The sequence below is a fragment of the Nitrospinota bacterium genome (genome assembly GCA_027619975.1).
Lineage (GTDB): Bacteria > Nitrospinota > Nitrospinia > Nitrospinales > VA-1 > JADFGI01.
In genome coordinates, this window is the sequence record JAQCGX010000002.1 from 106,998 (window position 1) to 125,800 (window position 18,803).

The following is an 18,803-nucleotide window of genomic DNA, read 5'->3' on the forward strand; positions in this document are numbered from 1 at the left end:
GTTATTGGATTTGCGTGTCCAATTCATCCTTGACGATCCACCCGGTTTTACCGTCTCCGGTTATTTGCCACCAATCGTCATTGCTATCCACAATGGTGACCTTGGCCCCTTTCTTCAAAACCGTCAGGATTTTGCCGTCATCCGCCGGTTTTTCTCGTATTTTTGCCTGTTCAGCTTTGATTTGATGAATGGTTTTGAAATCCACAACATGCGGTTTTGCTGTTTTGGTTCCATCCGATGATTCCATGGTGGGCCCGTCCGGCAGGGATTCTTCCTCGTTACCCCCTAAATTAAGACCCAGCTTGATGATAACGATCGCACCGAACAACGCAACAATGAGAAATATTCGGAAAAAGGTCTGCCCACCGCCGATGCCTTTTTCCGGTTCGTCTTCATGAAGTGCGGGAGGGCCGCAATGCGGGCAAAACGTGGCTCCAGCGGGAAGCTGTTCGCTGCATTGAGAACAATAATCCGGACCGTTTTTTTTGTTGGCGTTTCCAATCAAAGAATCACTCATCGCAATTTATTCCTCTAATCCAGTTGATAGACGGCGTTATATTTCGTTTTGAGATAATCTATAAAATGGTCGGGGTTAAGAGGCTCCCCCGTCACTCGTTGAACCAGTTCCTGTGGCGAATATAATCGGCCCTGACGGTGGATTTTCTCGTTCAACCAGTTTTTGATTGGGGAAAAGTCTCCGCTTTCAATGTGTTTCTCCGTATCGGGAACTTCGCGAACCAGGGTCCGATAAAACTGACAGGCATACATCGCGCCCAGCGTGTAAGAAGGAAAATAGCCAAACGCACCGCCGCTCCAGTGCACATCCTGAAGAACCCCCAGCGTATCCGTGGGAGGTTTGACTCCCAGATAGTTTACCATTTTCTCATTCCAGATTTGCGGCAAATCATCGACTGCCATCGAACCGTCAAACAAGCCTTTTTCGATCTCGAAGCGCAGGATCACATGCAGGGGATAGGTCAATTCATCGGCTTCCACCCGGATGAACGAAGGCTTGCAGGTGTTGATGGCTTCATACATCGCATCGGCGGACACTCCGTTGAGATTCTCCGGAAAAGTGGCGCGAAACGTATCCAGATAGCGGGAACAGAACGGTTTGCTTTGCGCTATCATGCGCTCCCAGAACAGTGACTGCGATTCGTGGATGCCCATGGTCAACGCTTTCGAAACCGGAAGGTCGCGGCCCTCAGCCATGCGGCCCTGTTCATAAAGCCCGTGCCCCGTTTCGTGAATGACGGCGTACAGGGACTCGACAAAATCGCTGTCTTTATAACGGGTAGTGATGCGCACGTCCGTCGGGTGCCCTCCCCCGCAAAACGGATGAATGGAAACATCCATGCGGCCCTGATCGAAGGAAAAACCCATTTCGGTGCTGATCTGTTTGCCCAACGCTTCCTGCTTGTCCACGGGAAAAGTGCCCTGCAAAAACGAAATGTCCGGCTGGGGTTTGTCCTGAACGGACTTGATGAGCGGAATCAACTCCGATTTCAAGCGCTCAAAAATGGGGGTGATCTCCGCCATCGTCGTGCCGCGTTCGAAATTGTCGATGTTCGCGTCGTAGGGGGCGAGGTCGGGAAAGACACACTTTGCCCATTGCTTTTTCAATTCCATAAAACGTTTGAGAACCGGAGCAAAATCGGAAAACTTATTATCCTTGCGGGCATCGGCCCAGACCGCATGACCTCGGGACCCCAGCTCGGCCATCTCCTGGACCAGCCTCTTGGGGACCTTGGTTTCCATGTCATAATCGCGTTTGGCCTCGCGTATATTGCACCATTCCTTAGAATCAAATACTGATGGGCCCTCACTGTGCAATTTCCCCAGGCATTCGCCAAGACGCGCATCTGTGGCCCGTTCGTGAATCACTCCGGCCAGAGCGGAAATCTGCTTGGCGCGCGATTCCGCCGCACCGGAAGGCATGATCACCTCCTGATCCCAATGGATCGTGCTCATTATCCCACCGAGACGGGAAATTTCCTCCAACTTTTCGACTAAATCTTCGTATGCGTTATTTTCTACCGTTTTCATAAATTTCTCGAATGTATTGGGTTAACCCCTATAGGGAGAATGGTTTGTTTGCTTAATAATCTTCAAATTTACCACAACATCCGCAGGGTGACGACACAAAGATCGTAAAGAAAATAAAAGATTCTTGGGCAGGATCGACAGCGTGAGCCTGCCGCACACTTCATTGCGAGGAGCCAACGGCGACGAAGTAATCCAGAATACAGGATCTACCCCTTCGGGGCATGAAAGCTTGGGAGTATTATAACGGCCACACCGCTTGTCGCGGCTCGCGAGGGCGTATTTGATAGGCTCAGGGTGACATATGAAAGAAAACTGATATAATCCGATCCATTCTGTTAATCCTGTCTAATAAAAGTTTTTGAATGTGAATTATGGAAAATGAAAAGGAAACCATTGGTACCATTCAAGCCCGGTTGGAGATTCTTTACAAGGGTGTGATCAGCGAAGAGAACTCGGTGCAGTATTACGAGACCCTCATTGAAAAAACTTCCGGGGACTCTGAGGAAGAACTGGGCAAGCGGCGCATGTATGCAGACCTCAGGCAGGAAGAAATGAAGCATGTGGAAACGTTCCGCGTTCTCATCAAACACTGGGAGGAAATGTTATCAAAACTCAAAGGGTGATTGCTCCTCAGTTAATCAATTTAGACTCCTCTCTCCATTTAAGAAAGATATAAAAAAAATCCCCCCAGCCCCCTTTCAAAAGGGGGAGTAACTGCCTCCCTCTTTTTCGTCCTTAGCGCCCACTGCGGGTAAATTTACCGCCTTTCACGCCAACTCCATAAAACCTGTATTTTCATAAGCTTTTAACCCTTCTTATTTATTGACAGGGCTATTATCATTCCATATAATTGATAACTATTCTCATTTTTATTTATATGTGAATGGTGTGTGAAAACGCCTTATTTTTAAAGATTCCAAATAAATGATCCCCGCCCCAAGGGGCGGGGTATTTAAAGGTAGTTTTTTTATAACCTCCCCTAACCCCTCCTTGCAAAGGAGGGGAATGTGAAAGGAAACCCCGTAGCAGAGCTACGAGGAATTCTTTTGATTAACTTATTGATTTAATTAACAATAACTTTACATAGAAAACTATCCATGATAAAGAAATCCCTCCCCACCCTGGTTTTGAGTGTTTTTTTTACCGCCCTCGTTATATCTTCCATTCACGCGCAAGCGGCTACGGAATCTCTGGAAAGCAAAGTCAAAAAGATCGTCATGATGATGAATATCGTCGGTGCTGAGTATGAAGCGGGAATCGTCGATGGAAAAATCGCCATCGCTGCTGAATATGAAGAAAGCAAAGTCTTTTTAGAACAAGCGGAAGGTCGTTTTAAACGGCTTCCAGCTCCCACGGCAGGTTCTACGGATTCCATTGATGGTATTTTTGCCGATCTCGCTATAAAAATAAATTCAAAGGTAGATTCCTCTGAAGTGCTCTTACTTGTCAATAGTATCAATGCGGGCATTAAGAAAGCCTATGACATCAAAATCAGTCAGACGCCTTCCACCCCGGTATCGCTTGCCAATGGTAAAGCCATTTATGAAAGCAAGTGCGCAGTGTGCCACGGCCTAACAGGACAAGGCGATGGCCCGATTGCCGCGCAATTCAATCCGACTCCTGCGATTCTTGCCAACCCCAAGCTCACAGGCGATGACAATACCGTTGCTTACGACAATTTCCAGGTGATCAACGTGGGTATCGCCAACACGGCCATGATTGGCTGGGCGGATTTTCTCTCGGAAAAAGACCTTTGGGACGTCACGTATTATGTCCGTAGTTTTTCCAATGCCAACGTCAAACTGCCTTTGATCATCGCAGGGCTGGCGACTGAGGAGACTGCGGCAGGGGACGATGGCTCCACACATGCGGCGACCGTCATTGCCGCGTCTCGTAAATTGCTCGATACCAGTCTGGAAATTTTTAAAAAGGGTGAAATACAAGAAGCGGCGGACACAGCAATCGATGCCTATCTCACCTACGAGGGTGTTGAAGCGGCACTGCTCAGCAAACGCAAGGAATTGGGACTTCGGCTGGAGTCGGGCTTTAGCCGCTTGCAGGCGGAGATCAAGCGCAAGGCTGATTTACCGCATGTGGAAAAAATTCATGCCAGTATCCATGCGGATCTTTCCAAGGCTCTGGATACTCTCCAGGAAAAAATCAGTTTTTCAGGGATGTTCATTCAATCGTTCTCAATTATCGTCCGCGAAGGATTTGAAGCGATCCTGATCATCGCCGCCTTGATTGCGTTTTTAATCAAGTCACGCAATCAGGACAAGTTGAAATCCATCTATTCCGGTGTTTTCCTGGGAATCGCAGGAAGCTTCCTGACCGCCTACATTGTCCGCGAAGTCATGCATATAAATGCATCCAGCCAGGAGTTGTTAGAGGGCTGGATCATGATTGTGGCGGTGGTCTTTCTATTTTGGGTCAGTTACTGGTTGGTTTCTAAAATTGAAGCCGAGAAATGGCAGTCTTATATCACCAAAAAAATGAAGACGGCGGTTTCAACGGGCAGTATTTTTGCTTTAGGCAGTGTGGCCTTTTTGTCCGTTTACCGGGAAGGGTTTGAAACCGTTCTTTTTTACCAGGCTCTTTATTTGTATGCCGGTGAAGGTACGGCAGGCATCGTCCCCGGATTTATTGTGGGATGCGCTGTTTTGGGTCTTGTTTATTACCTGATAAACAAAGCCGGGGTGAAAATTCCCATCAAATGGTTTTTTGCCTTCACCAGCATTTTTCTTTACTACATGGCATTTACATTTATGGGAAAAGGCTTGCACCGCTTACAGATCGGGCAGGCAATTCCCATCACGCAGGCCGATTTCGCACCTCATATTTCCTGGCTGGGCATGTACCCCACCTGGGAAACTTTCATTGGGCAGGCAATTCTCGTTTTGGCTTATGTTGTTGCGCTGGTGTATACGTTCGGGATCAAACCGGAAGTGGAAAACGAACAGCTCAAAAAAGAGACCTCTCATATTCAAAATAACATTTCCGCAGTGCACGATCTGGTGGAACATATTTCTCATCATGCCAAACGCTGTGAAATCTTTCTGAAGGACACCAAGGATCAGGATTTGAAGGAACTGTCCGGACACCTGAAGGAAATCGACGAAAAAATCCATGAGCTTTTTGATCATGTTTCATTTGTAGAGAACAGGCTTCAGGATGAATTTGAAAAGCTGGGTCAGAGCGCCATGCCCGTTGAAGAAAAGAAAGGCTTGTCTTGAAAATTCGGTCATTTAAAAATACCCGGAATTTTCATAAATGGATCGGGCTGGTTTGCGCGGTGTTCTTCATCATTCTGTCCCTGTCAGGTTTCATCCTCATGCATTACGAAAGCTTTGGCTTGAACAAGGTTGTCGTTAGCGGCACATTCCTTCCAGATAAATACTTTCAAGTTGCCAGTTCCAGAAGAAACATCCATACCATCACTGCAACACCAAACGGTTCTATTTACGTGGGAACTGATCATGGTCTCTACCGTTCCCAGGATAAGGGGAATTCGTGGAATGAACTTGAACAGGGATTATTTCATAAAATTATCCGCGTATTGACCGTGGACCCGGTACAAAGTGGCGTTCTATATGCCGGAACTCCAGGAGGAATTTTTAAAACAGAGGATGGCGGCGATCATTGGACGGAATGGTTCGACGCCTCCAGCGGACTGACCAACGGAGACGTGCACGATATTGTCATCCACCCTGAAGACTCGTACAAATTATTTGCGGCGACTCAAGGAGGGCTTTATTTTTCGGAAGATGGAGGCGAGTCCTGGGAAATTTTATTTGGTGGCGGAAATGAGGGAAAAGAAATTTCTGTGCAGATGATCCGCATCTCTGCTGTCGATTCCGAAACGATCTACATAAGTACCGCTAACGGAATGTACCGGAGCTTGAACGGTGGGAAGACGTGGGAACCTGTCTGGGAAAATAAGTTTGCTGATGTCCGCAGTATGATCTCTCTTAAAACAGATCCTGAGTTTATTTATATTGGAACCGATGCCGGACTGTTCAAATCTTTCAATCAGGGCCGTAACTGGGTGAAGGACAAAAATAAAAACATCAACCATGTGTCTTCCATTCTTGTGAACCCGACAAACATTGCCAAACTGACCATTTCAACAGGAGAAAATATTCTTCTTTCTGCTGATGGCGGTGATTCTTGGCAGCCGTTAGATTTTAGTTCAAACGAAAAGTCTGGAAGCTTATTTTCGTCTAGCCCACCTTTACTGACCCGGATCTATCGAACCCATTCCCCTTCCCCTGTCTGGATTGCCGGAACCACTTCCGGCCTGTTTTTATCCCAGGATGGCGGCAAACATTGGCGCGAACAGGAGTTGTCTAATTCTGCAAAACAACCTGACGAAAGAAAAATGGATTTGGTCAAACTCTTCACTGAAATCCATACCGGAAGGTTTTTCGGCTCCTATTTCGTCCTTCTGGTGGATTTGGCCACATTGGGCCTTATCCTGCTTGTCATTTCAGGGATTTGGGTGGGCATCGCCCGCAACAAAATCAAGAGAGGGAAAAAAGATCGGTCTGCCGGAGAATTGGAAACAGAGTTATTGATAAACGTTCAGGAAACCGCTGACGATCTTTCTGCTGAGACTAACGAGATCCACGATATGATCGAGCATATCAGCAATCATTTAGAAAAGTGTAAAACGGTTTATATGTCGAAAGAGAAAAAAGAGATCGAAGAGATCGATCGCCACATCACGACGTTAGATAAAAAGATGCACAATCTGATACAGCGCATCGGCGAGTTTGAAAAATTTTCACAAAATTGAGAGCGGTTTTTCTGGATTATTAGTGAATCAATCGTTCTCCCTTGCTGGAACCGGAATCCTTTGAACCCAATTCACGGGGAAATTCCATTTTCTTAAACTCCTCCCAATCATCGCGACACAAATTGAAACCCACATAATCCAGAGCTTGCATGATCTCGGAGTCGCCAAATTTTTCCCCACCCTCGTTTGCTTCCCGAATAGCATCTTCAATGGATTCGCACAGCTTGACAAACCGCTCCTCATCATCACACATCATAAAATTTTTCATAAAATCGAAAGCCATTGAGTCCCCCTTTAAAAGCCTTTAAATACGGCCTATTGCTGATTACTGGACATAGTAGAGTAAAAATTTCTAAGTGCCAACAAAAAAACCTCAATATCGTTTTGAATCAGCGAGTATTTTTTTTCATTCATTCTGGATGCGGATATGATTGATCCCCCCAGAGCAACAGCATCGGCGCCAGCTGATAGATATTCGGAAATATTACCCGGCCCCATTCCTCCGACAGCCATCAGTGGAATATTTTGAAACGGTCCTTTAATGATGCGGAAATAGCCAGAACCCATTTGACTGGCAGGAAATACTTTGACCATAGTCGCCCCGGCGTTCCAGGCATTTTCAATTTCAGTGGGTGTGAGGGCGCCAGGAAAATAAGCAAGGTTGTATTCTTTGCAAAATACAGCCACCTCTTCATTCAGCGTGGGAGACACAATAAACTGAGCTCCTGATTCAAAAGCCGTCTTCGCATCCGCCAGGGAAAGGACCGTACCGGCCCCGAGGCAGATTGAGTTGGAGTAGAGTTTTGCAGCTTTTTTAATAAGGCTGGCGGCGTTGGGTGTGTTCAACGTCACTTCGGCAAACCGAAGACCGCCTGATATCATGGCTTCCATGACACCCTGTAATGATTCTTCTGTCACGCCACGAATGATTCCCAAGGCTGGTTCTTCCTTGAACCTTGTTACATCAAAACGGGACACAGGCATGGATAGATCGATTAGATAGCAGCTTCATTGGTTAATTTTTCATAAAAACTGAGATAATCGTCCTTACTTTCAGATTTTCTCAGTTTCATTGCCGCTCTGGGGTGTACATCCAACACACCGGTTATCATATAAGGAATGTTATAGCCCCACTCTATTTCCTGTTGCAGTTTGACAAAATCCGTCTCCAGAACTTTAAGAATCGGGCGAATATTAAATTTCGGATTTTTCAAAAATCCTAAAATCAACTCGAGAGGACAGTTTCCAGCGGCACGCCCTATACCTAAAATGGTTCCATCCAGGTAATTGATATTTTGAATGATAGCCTCAATGGTGTTAGCGAATGCCAATTGCTGATTATTATGAGCGTGTATGCCTAATTCGCGGGTCTTTAAAATATCTCTATATTTCTTTGCAAGGTAGGCTATTTGTTCTGAATAAAGGGCGCCGAAACTATCCACGAGGTAAACAACATCGACTTCACTTTCTTTTTCCACTTGTTCAAGCGCTTCATCCAATTCACGTTCACGGGCATGGGATACGGCCATGATGTTGATGGTTGTTTCATACCCCTTGGATTTTAGAGTATTAACCAGATCAATGGCTTTGTCGATGTCTTTGACATAGGAGGCAACGCGCATCATATCGACATAACTTTCGCTGGCAGGTAAAATTTCTGCGGGATCAAAGCGGCCGATATCTGCCATGACGGAAATTTTACATTTTTTTTCAGTATCTCCGACAACTCGCTCGAGATCCTTTTCCGAGCAAAACTTCATGGGCCCGAATTCTTCTCTATTGAATTGTTTTTCGTCGGCTTTATAACCCAGTTCAATATAATCCACTCCAGAATTATTCACGGCCTGAAATACACGGCGGACCAAATCATCTTCAAACAGGTGATTATTCATCAAACCACCATCACGGATGGTACAATCTAATACTTTGATTTCTTTACGGTACATATTAAAAACTCCCCTGGAAGAAAACTCCCCGGACAAGGGTTGGTTTGCATGGGTTATAATATTTATTGAATTCATTGATTATATTTTGATTAAATCTTTGGGTCAATCCAATTATCAACAAAATTTCCTTTTAACCTCTTTTTTTTCTGAGATTTAGTTTTAAAATGATATCCCTGGACGGAACTTAAGGGCCGGAGTTAAAGTATTTAACATTTTTCAACAACTCTCTTTTAATACAGACAGGTGAAGTTATGAACTATTGGCTGGTAAAACAAGAACCCTCAAAATATAGCTGGGAGCAATTTGTTCAGGATGGAGAAACCTACTGGGATGGTGTGAGAAACTATCAGGCTCGCAATAACCTGCAAGCGATGAAAAAAGGGGATCTCGTTCTTTTTTATCACAGTGTGGTTGGAAAAGAGATCAAGGGAATCGCGGAGGTCACAAAAACGGCATATCAGGACCCCACGACCGATGACACCCGTTGGGTGGTGGTAAATTTGAAACCGGAAGTGACGATGAGCAGGCCGGTCACTCTGGGTGAAATCAAAGCTCACCCTGATCTTCAATCCATCGCCCTTGTTAAACAATCGCGCCTGTCAGTAACCCCCTTAACGGAAGCGGATTTCCAAATCATCCTAAACTTAGGAAATACTAAATTCAAAAGAAGTTCTAAGAACTAACACCTTTTTAAGATTTCCACTCCGCATGCTATGAAGTTCGAAAACATTGTTTCGTTTGAAATTTAACGAATATTTTTGGAAGCTCCAATAAGTTCATATGCGTATTCGGTCTTGGGAAAATCCCATTGACTAAAGCCATGTTGCGGTATAAATTGGTGCTCAATCCTCCTTCCAGTGGTTATATATATGACTAAATTCCTAATTATTTTACTTTATCTTGGTTTCCTGTTTTCGAGTGGGTGCTCCGAGGACGCAAAAAAGAGTTCACCGGTTTCAACCGCTCCCGCAGCGGAACAGAGTCAGGACGAACACATTAGCGGCGATGAAACATCTACGGATCACTTGTCTGGAGCGGACTCCTCTGATGCGCATATGAGCGGAAACTAAATTGATTAGGATAATTCTTATCCTGATACTTTTAGTTTTCACCCTTGGGTTTCCTGTTGCTGATAGTAATGCGCAAGACGATTCCGCCAGTTGCCTGAATCTCATAAAGCCCTTGAAAAAAGATAGAGATGATGTGCAAATCGAGGGAGGTATTTGGGGAATATTTTCAAAAATACCCTCCATGGGCCGTCATTCATCAAGAGCCATTGAAGTCGATTCCAAAATAAATAAACTGATTGCCACTCTCACCTATCTGTGTGAAACCAGGTCAGGGGTTCCTTTAAACGAACTGGCAAGCTATGTCTCCAGAAAACTTTCTGAGCTGGGGGAAGATAAATTTAAATCCCTGCATACCGTCTTGGGAAATCCCAAAAAGCAAATCGAAGATTGGTTGGAATATACAAAAGTTGCCCTTAAAAACAGTAATAGAGTTTTAGAGTTAAGCAAAATAAAAACATCAATCTTGGGTTCTAGCGTCTTAATCGTGAAATATCGGTCTCTGTTCACAGAATTTAAAAATCAGAACCAATTTGAACCTATGTTTTCTAGGACCATCTCTCTGGGGCAGGAAATAGATGATTTTTTTATCAACGACTCTTACTTGACCCAGGCAAATTTTGAAGAATCCCAAATACCTTATTGGGATGTCGATGAAAACCACGGTGGTTCTTAAATTTTTAGATACAAATAAAATATTGGAGGAGCAAAATGGGGAATTATTTGGTTATTGGGGCAACCGGAGTCATGGGAACCGCAGCTATCCAGGCAGTCCGCAAGATACATGGAAAAGACGCTGTGATTGTTGGCAATTGGTACGGCAAGGAAATTCCCGGCTTTCAAATTGATGATGTCGATCACACCATCTTCGGCGACATCAACGACCCCAACTGCATTGACTCCATAAAGACCATAAGTTCAGGGAAATTCGACACGATGTTTTATGCCACGGCCCTTGGCGATGTGGGAACCCCGATCAAAGAAGCCACGCAGGAACAAATTGATAAATCCAATAATTTATCGTTTCTTCCAATTCTAAACCTCGAAAAGCAACTCGATATCGATACCATCGTGGCCTATTCCACTTTCTATGTGATTCGCCATCAGCTGGCAACCTATGGAGCTATGGGATATTCCAAGGAGGCCATCGAAAAATGGACCGTGGAACCAGGGAAATCGAAGCATGTCTGCATTCGTGCCGGCCTATTCGAATCGACTTCTTCCCGTGGGATCAAACTTCTTCTTAGAAAGGCGGCTAAAAATCCTGAAAATTTGAAGGACCCCCTGCTCAAATCTTATTTTGCCAACAAAAGCTCGAAGGATGGCATCAAAGAATTTGAGGAAGGCATCTTCAAAGAGGAAAAAGAAGCCTATGGAGATGCAAGAACCAAACAGGAAGACCTCTACCAATCGCACCTCGAGCTGTTTCAATCAAAAGACCCCGTATTTGTAAACGTTTGCGGAAAGAAAATCTGGCACACGGATTCCCCCCTCCTCCTCAAAGATTATTTGTAATTTTTTTTTAACTTGAAAAGATAACTTGCGATAACTCAGGGTTTCTCGATGCATCCGAAAAACATTTACCTCTTGTAATTAAAGGGGTTATGAATTTTAATTGGTTTTGTTTTATACTTCAACACACACCAAATTAAAAGTCTAACTCGGATCATTGTATTGAAGAAAGAAACGAAACCTACTTTCAGTCCTTCGTCGCCGTCGTCCTATGATGAAGCTCTGAATAATTTACTAGGCAGTGTTGTTCAGGATGTGAAGAATTACGCGGACCGCCTGCATTCCCAGATTCGGAAACTTTCTGATATTGGCCGGGCATTGTCGAGTGTTACCGATATCAACGTTCTATTGGAAATGATCGTCGATCAGGCAAGAAACTTTACCAATGCCGATGCCGGAACCCTGTATATCCTGGAAGGGAATCAGCTCCGTTTTAAAATCGTCCAAAACGACAGCCTGAATATTCGCATGGGAGGAAAAAATGGCGATGCCATCCCCTTTCCTCCGGTTGAATTAAAGGAATCAAATGTTTCCGCTTTTGTGGCCTTGAACGGAATCTCAGTAAACATCCCCGACGTTTACGATACAACCCTGTTTGATTTTACCGATCCTAAGAATTTTGACCGAGCCACCGGCTACAGGACCCAATCCATGCTGGTGGTCTTATTGAAAAATCACGACGACGACATCATCGGCGTCTTGCAACTTCTCAACGCCAGGCATGCAGATACCAGTCAGGTTGTGCCCTTTTCAGCAGACTGCGAAAACCTGACTGAAGGTCTGGCCTCACAGGCCGCCATTTCCATATCAAAAATAAATTTGATCAATAATATGGAGAACCTGTTTGAAGCTTTCGTGAAGGTGATGGCCACGGCCATTGATGAAAAATCACCCAACACCGGCGGTCATATCCGCAGGGTGGCCCATTTAACTCTGACCATGGCAGAGGTCATTCATCGAAAAAATGAGGGTTGTTTCAAGGATGTGTTCTTCGATAGCGAGTCCATGCGTGAATTGCGGATTGCCGCCTGGATGCATGATATTGGCAAGGTGACCACCCCGGTTGAGATCATGGAAAAGTCCACAAAATTACAAACCATCTTTGACCGCATACACCTCATTGACCTCAGAATGCTATTTTTGCTGGAAAGGGCTCAAAGGGAGGGCCTGGAGAAAAAGATCAAATGGATTCAAAAAAACGCCGATGGGATTGAGTTGGGAAGAGTGGAGGAAGAAACCAAGATCCGAATGGAAGAAATCACTGAAATCCGTCAATTTCTTCGCGACTGCAATGAGCCCAGTCAATATCTTGAGCAAGAAAAAGTAGAACGGCTGAATGCCATCGGGAAGATGACCTATCAGGGCGAAGATGGAACGCCTCAACCCTACCTCACGGCGGATGAGCTGGAAAATTTATCCATTCGTAAAGGAAGTATTAACCAGCGGGAGCGGAATAAAATCAAGGAGCACGCATTCATAACTCTAAAGATGCTTCAACAGATTCCGTTCACCAAGAAAATTAAAAATATTCCTCATTTTGCGGCGGCGCATCATGAATGCATCGATGGTAGCGGATACCCCTTGGGGTTGAAAGGCGATGAAATTCCTTTCGAGGGTAAATTAATGGCGGTGACTGACATTGCCGAAGCGTTGACGGCTTCAGACCGCCCTTACAAACCTGTACTCAGTTTGTGCAATGTTCACGACATTTTGAGAGCAATGGCAAAAGAAGGGAAGTTGGACCCGGACCTGGTTGAGTTGTTCATTGAAGAGCGGGTTTATGAAGAGTATAAAAGGAAACACGAACCTGATTTTCAGCAGAAGTCCGAGAAATTATCTCTTTTAAATGCCAACCCAAAAAATAACACATCAAGCTCCGTTTCACAGGAACCGTTAAAAGTTCTGCTACCAATTTTAAAACTATCCAAGGAAGCGGTTTGAAGTTCTAAACAGATTTCCTCCACGTTCTGCCCAGCCGGGTTTATTTTTTTTTCGGACTATAGGGGCCGGTACGCATGAAGTTATCGTTCATTTTTACATGAACATCGACTTGAATATCATTCTTCATGTCCGATCCAGACATTTTATCGAACTGTTTGAAGGCCGCGGTTTTTGATTTTTCGGAAATGAGGGAAGAGCGTTTTACTCGCACACGGGTTTTACGATTTTTTAATCCCTCGTCATATTTTTTCTTGTCTTCATGTGAAATATTTAAGACCATGGTTCCTCACCGTAATAATGTAAAAAACTGACACTAAACCAATACAACTTTTATAAAGTAAGCCTTTTGGCTTCAATATGGTATTAAAAAATCATGTCTGTTGAAACTATAAATATTTTTTTGAATGACCCTACTCTTTCACGCCAGGAAATTCAATCGCGACTTGACGAGATTGATCATTTTGAAATAGCCCGCCGTTTCCACGAATTCTCCCAAGAAGACAAAATCCGTATTTTCCACCTGCTGGAAAGTGATATAAAACGCCAGGAGTTGCTTTATGAAACCGATCGGGACAGTCGTCTGGAAATTCTACAATCCCTGGACCCTGACTATCTGGCCAAATTGCTCGGAGACATGCCGGAGGATGAAGCCACGGACCTTCTCATGGAGCATCCTGAGGAAACCCGGGATGAAATTCTGGAGAAAATTCCGCTCCGAGAAGCCAATGTCATAAAAGATTTGATCTCCTACGGGGAGGAAACTGCGGGGGGATTGATGGAAACCTCCTTCCACGGAGTTTATGAGGAGCAAACCGCCGCAGATATCCTGATGCAACTCAAGCGGAACCGAGGTCAGGAAGCGGCGCCTTACTTTTATGTCCTGAGCAGGAAAAAAGAGTTATTGGGGTATTTTAAATTACTGGACCTGTTGAATGTTCCTGCAATCGCCCATCCCACAGAGTTTATGAGAAAAGAGACTCCCAAGGTCCTGTTAACGGACCCCTGCGACAAGGTGGCAAATATGATGGACCATGAGCACTTAAGCTCCATACCTGTGGTCAATGAAAAAAATGTGATTCAGGGTGTGGTGACCTTCGATGACGTCATTCGCTCTATTCAGGATATTGCCAGCGAAGACATATTCACCATGGTGGGTACGGCTAAAATGGACCCGTTTGCCAGGAAAATCGGCAAAAAAATCTGGACCCGGGCTCCCTGGTTATTCACCACATTCTTAGGAGGGCTGTTCAGCGCTTTTATTATGAGCAGCTATCAGCACTCGCTTGTAGAATTTTCAACGATCATCCTGTTCATTCCTTTTGTGATCGGCCTATCAGGAAACGTAGCGATCCAGGGGGCGACGGTTATTGTCCGTGGAATGGCCACCGGAGATATCCAGGAAGACAATCTCAAACGCGTGGTGCGTAGCGAACTGGCCGTTGGATGTATTAACGGGCTTATCTTCGGGGTGCTGTGCGGAGTGGTATTAACCGCCTCTTCCCGGACATTGATCCAGATCAGTCCCCTCCTGGGTCTCACGGTAGGGTTGGGAATCATTATGGCAGTGAGTCTATCCAGCCTGCTGGGGTCTTTAACGCCCATCTTCTTTTTAAAGGCGGGAATTGATCCCGCCATCAGCACCGGGCCGATGGTCATTGTTTTAAATGATATTCTGGGCCTGACCATTTACCTGGCAACCGCAAGCGTGTTTTTCTCTCTGGTCTGAGCAATTATCCCTGGGGGTCAGGAACTTCTATCTCAATCAGAGGGGTATCTATCTCCACATAATCTCCTTCGGAGACATAAAACTCTTTGATGATCCCTTCCATTTCCGACAAAAGGGTAAAATAACCTTCAGCGGTGATTTCAGCCACAGCCGTTCCCTTGACCACTTTATCTCCCTGACGAACCAGGTACTTGTCAATTTTCCCGGAAGTCATGGTCGGGTACATGGGTGACATGAGAATATAATCCAACATAAACTACTCCAACATAAGAATTTATTGAAAATGGAAAAAGCGGTGGCCACTATTAAAAGAAATCTCTGCTTTTTTAAAATTCAACGGTATTATAATCAATCCAGATGAAATCCTTCCCCTAAATTGAGGCAACCTGTGAAACTGCAAATCGGAGACGTCCTGTTTGAACCCATGTCAAGAAATACCGGGGAAATCACCCAGATCACTCCCCATCCCGATGGGAAAATAGTAAAGATTCGCTGGCGTCCAGAAGATCATCTACCCCACGACTCGGAACACTTCCATAAAAAAGTGGTCCGATGTATCAAAAACGGGGAGTATGAACATACGCCTATATCAACGGTTGACGAATCGTAAACCTACCGCAGCTTATTTTTTATACACTGTATGAGAAGGCCTTCCCGCAAGAATGTTCTCTTTTCCCCAGTTGACGACGTTCTTAAATTTTTCCGACTGAATAAACCCGTTAAACGCTTCTTCCGAACTCCAGTCGGAAACGATGAGATACGATTGCGGATCATTAATGTCCTTATACAAAAATGATTCGGAATGCCCTTCCATCTCGTTCATAACTTTTAAGACATTGGTAAAAGCATCCTCGAATACTTTTTCCTTGCCGGGAATCATTTTATAATTCATTCCAATGGTGACCATAGTATAAATATCCTTTCGTAAGATCGAGCAAACTGTTTATTAGCTTTTGGGAGCCGGATCAGGCAATGAGTTGTAATTGATCACAATCATTATCCGGTTGCATGATTATATTTTCCAAATGAAACATTTCTTTCAGTTTTTGTAAATTTTCACGTTTGTGGCCGATATAAATGGATGTTGACCGGGATGGGAATTTGAATTTAACCGTATCGGTCAATCCATCAAACCCTTTTATTTGTTCGATCATTTCATCCAGGCCAATGCGACAATCCACCAGATAACGCAAAGAAGGATGATAAGGCCCATCCACATAATTTTCAAGCATGGAAGGGTCGGGGTGCAGTCCCATGCGAATTACGGAAATTTCATTTTGCCGGTACTTTATGACCGCCGTCTTGAGATTTTCAAGCGTACGTTCCAAACTCCAGGGAACGAACTTGCCCTCTTCATACATCTGAAATAATTCTGTGTGGCGAATCACCAGTGTGGGATACAAACGCACAAAATCCGGGTTCAAGTTGAGAGTGTCATCCACGGATTTTTGAAAGGTTTGATCCGTGTCCCCCGGTAGTCCCGGCATCAATTGCAGTCCCAGCCGAAAGCCATTCTTTTTGATCAATTCAGCGGCGGACACAATAGTTTCCAGGGTACAGGGTCGCCCGGAATGCTGAAGAACGTTTTGATCGGTGGATTGTATCCCAAGTTCTATCGTTTTGACATCGTACTTCTTCAACAGCGCCAATCGATCGTCATCAATAAATAGCGGGTGCGTGGACAAACGAATGGAACTCACTAACCCCTGCTGAATCCAGGGGGCGACCAGATCCAGTAAACTCTCCTGCCTTTGAGGTGGCAACCCGGTAAAACTGCCTCCGTAAAACGCAACCTCCCGATTGAGCGGAAGCTCGCTCAACGCTTTATTGCCCAAATACGTATTAAGCGTATCGAGCACCTTCTTTTCATCGGCCTTTTCATGACTTCCCGTAATGTCCGTCTGGTTGCAAAAGACACAACGGTACGGGCACCCCAAATGAGGGATGAACACCGGCAGGATCATGTGGGTTTTGGTTTTCATGTCGCAGTTAAATCAATTAAATTAGCGATTACTTCCAACCCTGGCACTCTTCATTCCTCTCTAACGAATTTTTATATTTATTCTTCCATCATTTGCTAACGCTAAAAGAAAAAAGACGAACTCGTCACCGCGAGCCGCTAAATTGGCACGGACGTTATAATATTCCCAAGCCTTCATGCCCCGAAGGGGTATGTGATATTTCACCTTTGCCTTCATGCCCCGAAGGGGTAAATCCAGAGTCCTTTGTGGTTTTCTGAATTTCTTCGCTACGCTCGTAATGACGACCTAAAATCTCTGCTAATTTTTTTCTAATAATACTCCTCAGTCACAAACAATTCCATCTCCTGTGCCTGTGTATAAAACTCAGGATCGCGGATGATTTTGTTTTTTACTGCCTGAGCGGCGGAATTTTTCATCAGGAAGGGAATGCCTGAGGCCAGGAGAAACAGCACCAAGCCCCACCAGGAAAACCCAATCTCCACCGGGCTCAGGGCAAATTGAACCTTCGTCATGATAAATATTCCGAGGCTTGCCAGCATGAGGGCAAAAGATCCCCTAATAATCAGAGACAGTTTTTTACCCTTACCCAAATGGCCTTTCCAGACCGTCACGAATGCTTTCTTATCATCGACGACGATTTTGACATTGCCCGTGAACCATAATTTATCAAATTCTGCTCTGTCCATAGGTTCCCCAAAAAGCAAAAGCTCCTGAACGTACCGGAGCTTTAAACCATCCTGCAACAATTATTTTTAATATCCTGTCAACCCGCTGATATTCCAGTGCCAATCTCAGTCAGTTCAAAATGATTTGATCGACTTCGAGATTACGTTCGGCAACGTAGGTATGGTTGGCGCCATTGTGAACGCGAACATGATACCAGGGCTGATCCTTGGGGGGTCGGCTTTTGGCCATTTTATCGTACCATTCATCTGTATTTTTAAACTCCAGGTCCACGCCTACAATGATTCCCCTGTAGTCAAAATGTTTGTGATGAATGAGGTGCCCAATACAAAATTTAGCTTTTGTTGCGCTCATGGAAATTAATCTCCTATCCTCTCAGTTCAGATGCGAAATCAATTCATTGTTTATGGTATTTATCTAAAGCCATTTTGGCGGCGGCCTGCTCGGCTTCTTTTTTACTTCGCCCCATTCCTTTTCCCATATTTTCATCTTTTGCGGAAACAATAATTTCAAACTGTTTTTCATGGTCCGGACCGGTTTCACGAAGTACTTTGTAAATGGGAATACAAAAAAACTTATTCTGGGTGTATTCCTGCAAGTCACTTTTGTAATCCCGGGACTCCCGGTTGTCGATAAACTTAGTTATTTCATTTTTTATTTGCGGAAGCAGTACACTCGCCGCTGTCTCCAAATTGCTGTCACAATAAATGGCCCCAGCAACGGCTTCATAGGCATTTGCCAGAAGGGATGCTTTATTTCTCCCGCCCGACATTTCCTCTCCTCTTCCCAAAAGCAGGAAGGCGCCCAAATCCAATTTTCGGGCTAAACCGGCCAGACAGGTTTCATTAACAACGGCGGCTCTGATTTTTGAAAGGGTTCCTTCTCTGTAATCGCTGTATTTGCGAACCAGATAATCGCTGACAACCAGGTCGAGAACGGAGTCGCCAAGAAATTCAAATCGTTCGTTATGCTTGAGACTTTCACCCGTTTCGTTGACGTAGGATTTATGGGTGATCGCTTTGTTTAAAAGTTTGATTTCCTTGAAAGTGTAACCAAGGGCTTTCTGAAGTTTTGCCAATGCTTCCATTGCAAACGTAAATCCCG

General features: G+C 44.8%; 21 protein-coding genes. 9 read left to right on the forward strand and 12 right to left on the reverse strand.

What is annotated here, in order from left to right:
• Position 1: 1 nt before the first annotated feature.
• Both O3C58_01235 and O3C58_01240 read right to left on the reverse strand, forming a co-directional pair.
• On the reverse strand, positions 2-517 hold the full coding sequence (locus O3C58_01235; protein MDA0690486.1) for an SH3 domain-containing protein: 516 nt from the start codon (positions 515-517) through the stop codon (positions 2-4).
• A 14-nt stretch (positions 518-531) separates the two neighbouring features.
• Entirely contained in the window at positions 532-2,046 is a 1,515-nt protein-coding gene (locus O3C58_01240) for a carboxypeptidase M32 (protein ID MDA0690487.1), read from the reverse strand.
• Between the two features lie 371 nt (positions 2,047-2,417).
• Here O3C58_01240 and O3C58_01245 point away from each other — a divergent pair, with 371 nt between their 5' ends.
• From O3C58_01245 to O3C58_01255, 3 genes are all read left to right on the forward strand, one after another.
• The gene (locus tag O3C58_01245; protein ID MDA0690488.1) at positions 2,418-2,669 is read left to right on the forward strand and encodes a hypothetical protein; all 252 of its coding nucleotides are present in this window, start codon (positions 2,418-2,420) and stop codon (positions 2,667-2,669) included.
• Between the two features lie 474 nt (positions 2,670-3,143).
• Complete coding sequence (locus tag O3C58_01250; GenBank protein ID MDA0690489.1) at positions 3,144-5,279, forward strand: cytochrome c/FTR1 family iron permease; 2,136 nt, start codon at positions 3,144-3,146, stop codon at positions 5,277-5,279.
• Positions 5,276-6,841, forward strand: a complete 1,566-nt coding sequence (locus tag O3C58_01255) for a YCF48-related protein (GenBank protein MDA0690490.1) — start codon at positions 5,276-5,278, stop codon at positions 6,839-6,841. Before O3C58_01250 ends, O3C58_01255 begins: the two co-directional genes overlap by 4 nt.
• 19 nt (positions 6,842-6,860) lie before the next feature.
• Here the strand turns inward: O3C58_01255 and O3C58_01260 are convergent, their stop codons facing one another.
• Genes O3C58_01260 through O3C58_01270 form a run of 3 tightly spaced genes read right to left on the reverse strand, consistent with a single transcriptional unit; the run spans position 6,861 to position 8,787 of the window.
• Positions 6,861-7,124 (reverse strand): hypothetical protein, encoded by a 264-nt coding sequence (locus O3C58_01260; GenBank protein MDA0690491.1) that lies wholly within the window; start codon positions 7,122-7,124, stop codon positions 6,861-6,863.
• A 32-nt stretch (positions 7,125-7,156) separates the two neighbouring features.
• Positions 7,157-7,825, reverse strand: coding sequence for a bifunctional 4-hydroxy-2-oxoglutarate aldolase/2-dehydro-3-deoxy-phosphogluconate aldolase (locus tag O3C58_01265; GenBank protein ID MDA0690492.1), 669 nt, complete (start codon positions 7,823-7,825; stop codon positions 7,157-7,159).
• Between the two features lie 11 nt (positions 7,826-7,836).
• The gene (locus O3C58_01270) at positions 7,837-8,787 is read right to left on the reverse strand and encodes an aldolase catalytic domain-containing protein (GenBank protein ID MDA0690493.1); all 951 of its coding nucleotides are present in this window, start codon (positions 8,785-8,787) and stop codon (positions 7,837-7,839) included.
• A gap of 251 nt (positions 8,788-9,038) precedes the next feature.
• Between O3C58_01270 and O3C58_01275 the strand changes: the two genes are divergently transcribed.
• From O3C58_01275 to O3C58_01290, 4 genes are all read left to right on the forward strand, one after another.
• Positions 9,039-9,470: an EVE domain-containing protein gene (locus tag O3C58_01275; GenBank protein ID MDA0690494.1), complete on the forward strand. Its 432-nt coding sequence runs from the start codon at positions 9,039-9,041 to the stop codon at positions 9,468-9,470.
• Positions 9,471-9,969: 499 nt separating this feature from the next.
• Positions 9,970-10,530 carry a hypothetical protein gene (locus O3C58_01280; protein ID MDA0690495.1) on the forward strand — a complete coding sequence of 187 codons (561 nt, stop codon included), beginning with the start codon at positions 9,970-9,972 and terminating at the stop codon, positions 10,528-10,530.
• Between the two features lie 35 nt (positions 10,531-10,565).
• Positions 10,566-11,369 (forward strand): hypothetical protein, encoded by an 804-nt coding sequence (locus tag O3C58_01285; protein ID MDA0690496.1) that lies wholly within the window; start codon positions 10,566-10,568, stop codon positions 11,367-11,369.
• A gap of 159 nt (positions 11,370-11,528) precedes the next feature.
• Complete coding sequence (locus O3C58_01290) at positions 11,529-13,307, forward strand: GAF domain-containing protein (GenBank protein ID MDA0690497.1); 1,779 nt, start codon at positions 11,529-11,531, stop codon at positions 13,305-13,307.
• Positions 13,308-13,347: 40 nt separating this feature from the next.
• On the opposite strand, the gene O3C58_01295 is transcribed toward O3C58_01290, so the two are convergent.
• A complete protein-coding gene (locus tag O3C58_01295; GenBank protein ID MDA0690498.1) occupies positions 13,348-13,587 on the reverse strand; it encodes a hypothetical protein in 240 nt (79 codons plus the stop codon).
• 93 nt (positions 13,588-13,680) lie between these two features.
• Between O3C58_01295 and mgtE the strand changes: the two genes are divergently transcribed.
• On the forward strand, positions 13,681-15,033 hold the full coding sequence (gene mgtE / locus O3C58_01300) for a magnesium transporter (GenBank protein MDA0690499.1): 1,353 nt from the start codon (positions 13,681-13,683) through the stop codon (positions 15,031-15,033).
• Positions 15,034-15,037: 4 nt separating this feature from the next.
• Here mgtE and O3C58_01305 read toward each other — a convergent pair whose 3' ends face one another.
• A complete protein-coding gene (locus O3C58_01305) occupies positions 15,038-15,286 on the reverse strand; it encodes a hypothetical protein (protein MDA0690500.1) in 249 nt (82 codons plus the stop codon).
• A gap of 135 nt (positions 15,287-15,421) precedes the next feature.
• Here O3C58_01305 and O3C58_01310 point away from each other — a divergent pair, with 135 nt between their 5' ends.
• Positions 15,422-15,643 (forward strand): hypothetical protein, encoded by a 222-nt coding sequence (locus O3C58_01310; GenBank protein ID MDA0690501.1) that lies wholly within the window; start codon positions 15,422-15,424, stop codon positions 15,641-15,643.
• 12 nt (positions 15,644-15,655) lie between these two features.
• On the opposite strand, the gene O3C58_01315 is transcribed toward O3C58_01310, so the two are convergent.
• The 5 genes from O3C58_01315 to rnc form a co-directional block, all read right to left on the reverse strand.
• Entirely contained in the window at positions 15,656-15,940 is a 285-nt protein-coding gene (locus O3C58_01315) for an antibiotic biosynthesis monooxygenase (protein MDA0690502.1), read from the reverse strand.
• A 58-nt stretch (positions 15,941-15,998) separates the two neighbouring features.
• Entirely contained in the window at positions 15,999-17,015 is a 1,017-nt protein-coding gene (locus tag O3C58_01320; protein MDA0690503.1) for a radical SAM protein, read from the reverse strand.
• Positions 17,016-17,323: 308 nt separating this feature from the next.
• A complete protein-coding gene (locus tag O3C58_01325) occupies positions 17,324-17,701 on the reverse strand; it encodes a hypothetical protein (protein MDA0690504.1) in 378 nt (125 codons plus the stop codon).
• A gap of 109 nt (positions 17,702-17,810) precedes the next feature.
• Complete coding sequence (gene hspQ, locus O3C58_01330; GenBank protein MDA0690505.1) at positions 17,811-18,053, reverse strand: heat shock protein HspQ; 243 nt, start codon at positions 18,051-18,053, stop codon at positions 17,811-17,813.
• A 43-nt stretch (positions 18,054-18,096) separates the two neighbouring features.
• Positions 18,097-18,786, reverse strand: a complete 690-nt coding sequence (rnc, locus tag O3C58_01335; protein ID MDA0690506.1) for a ribonuclease III — start codon at positions 18,784-18,786, stop codon at positions 18,097-18,099.
• Positions 18,787-18,803 lie beyond the last annotated feature (17 nt).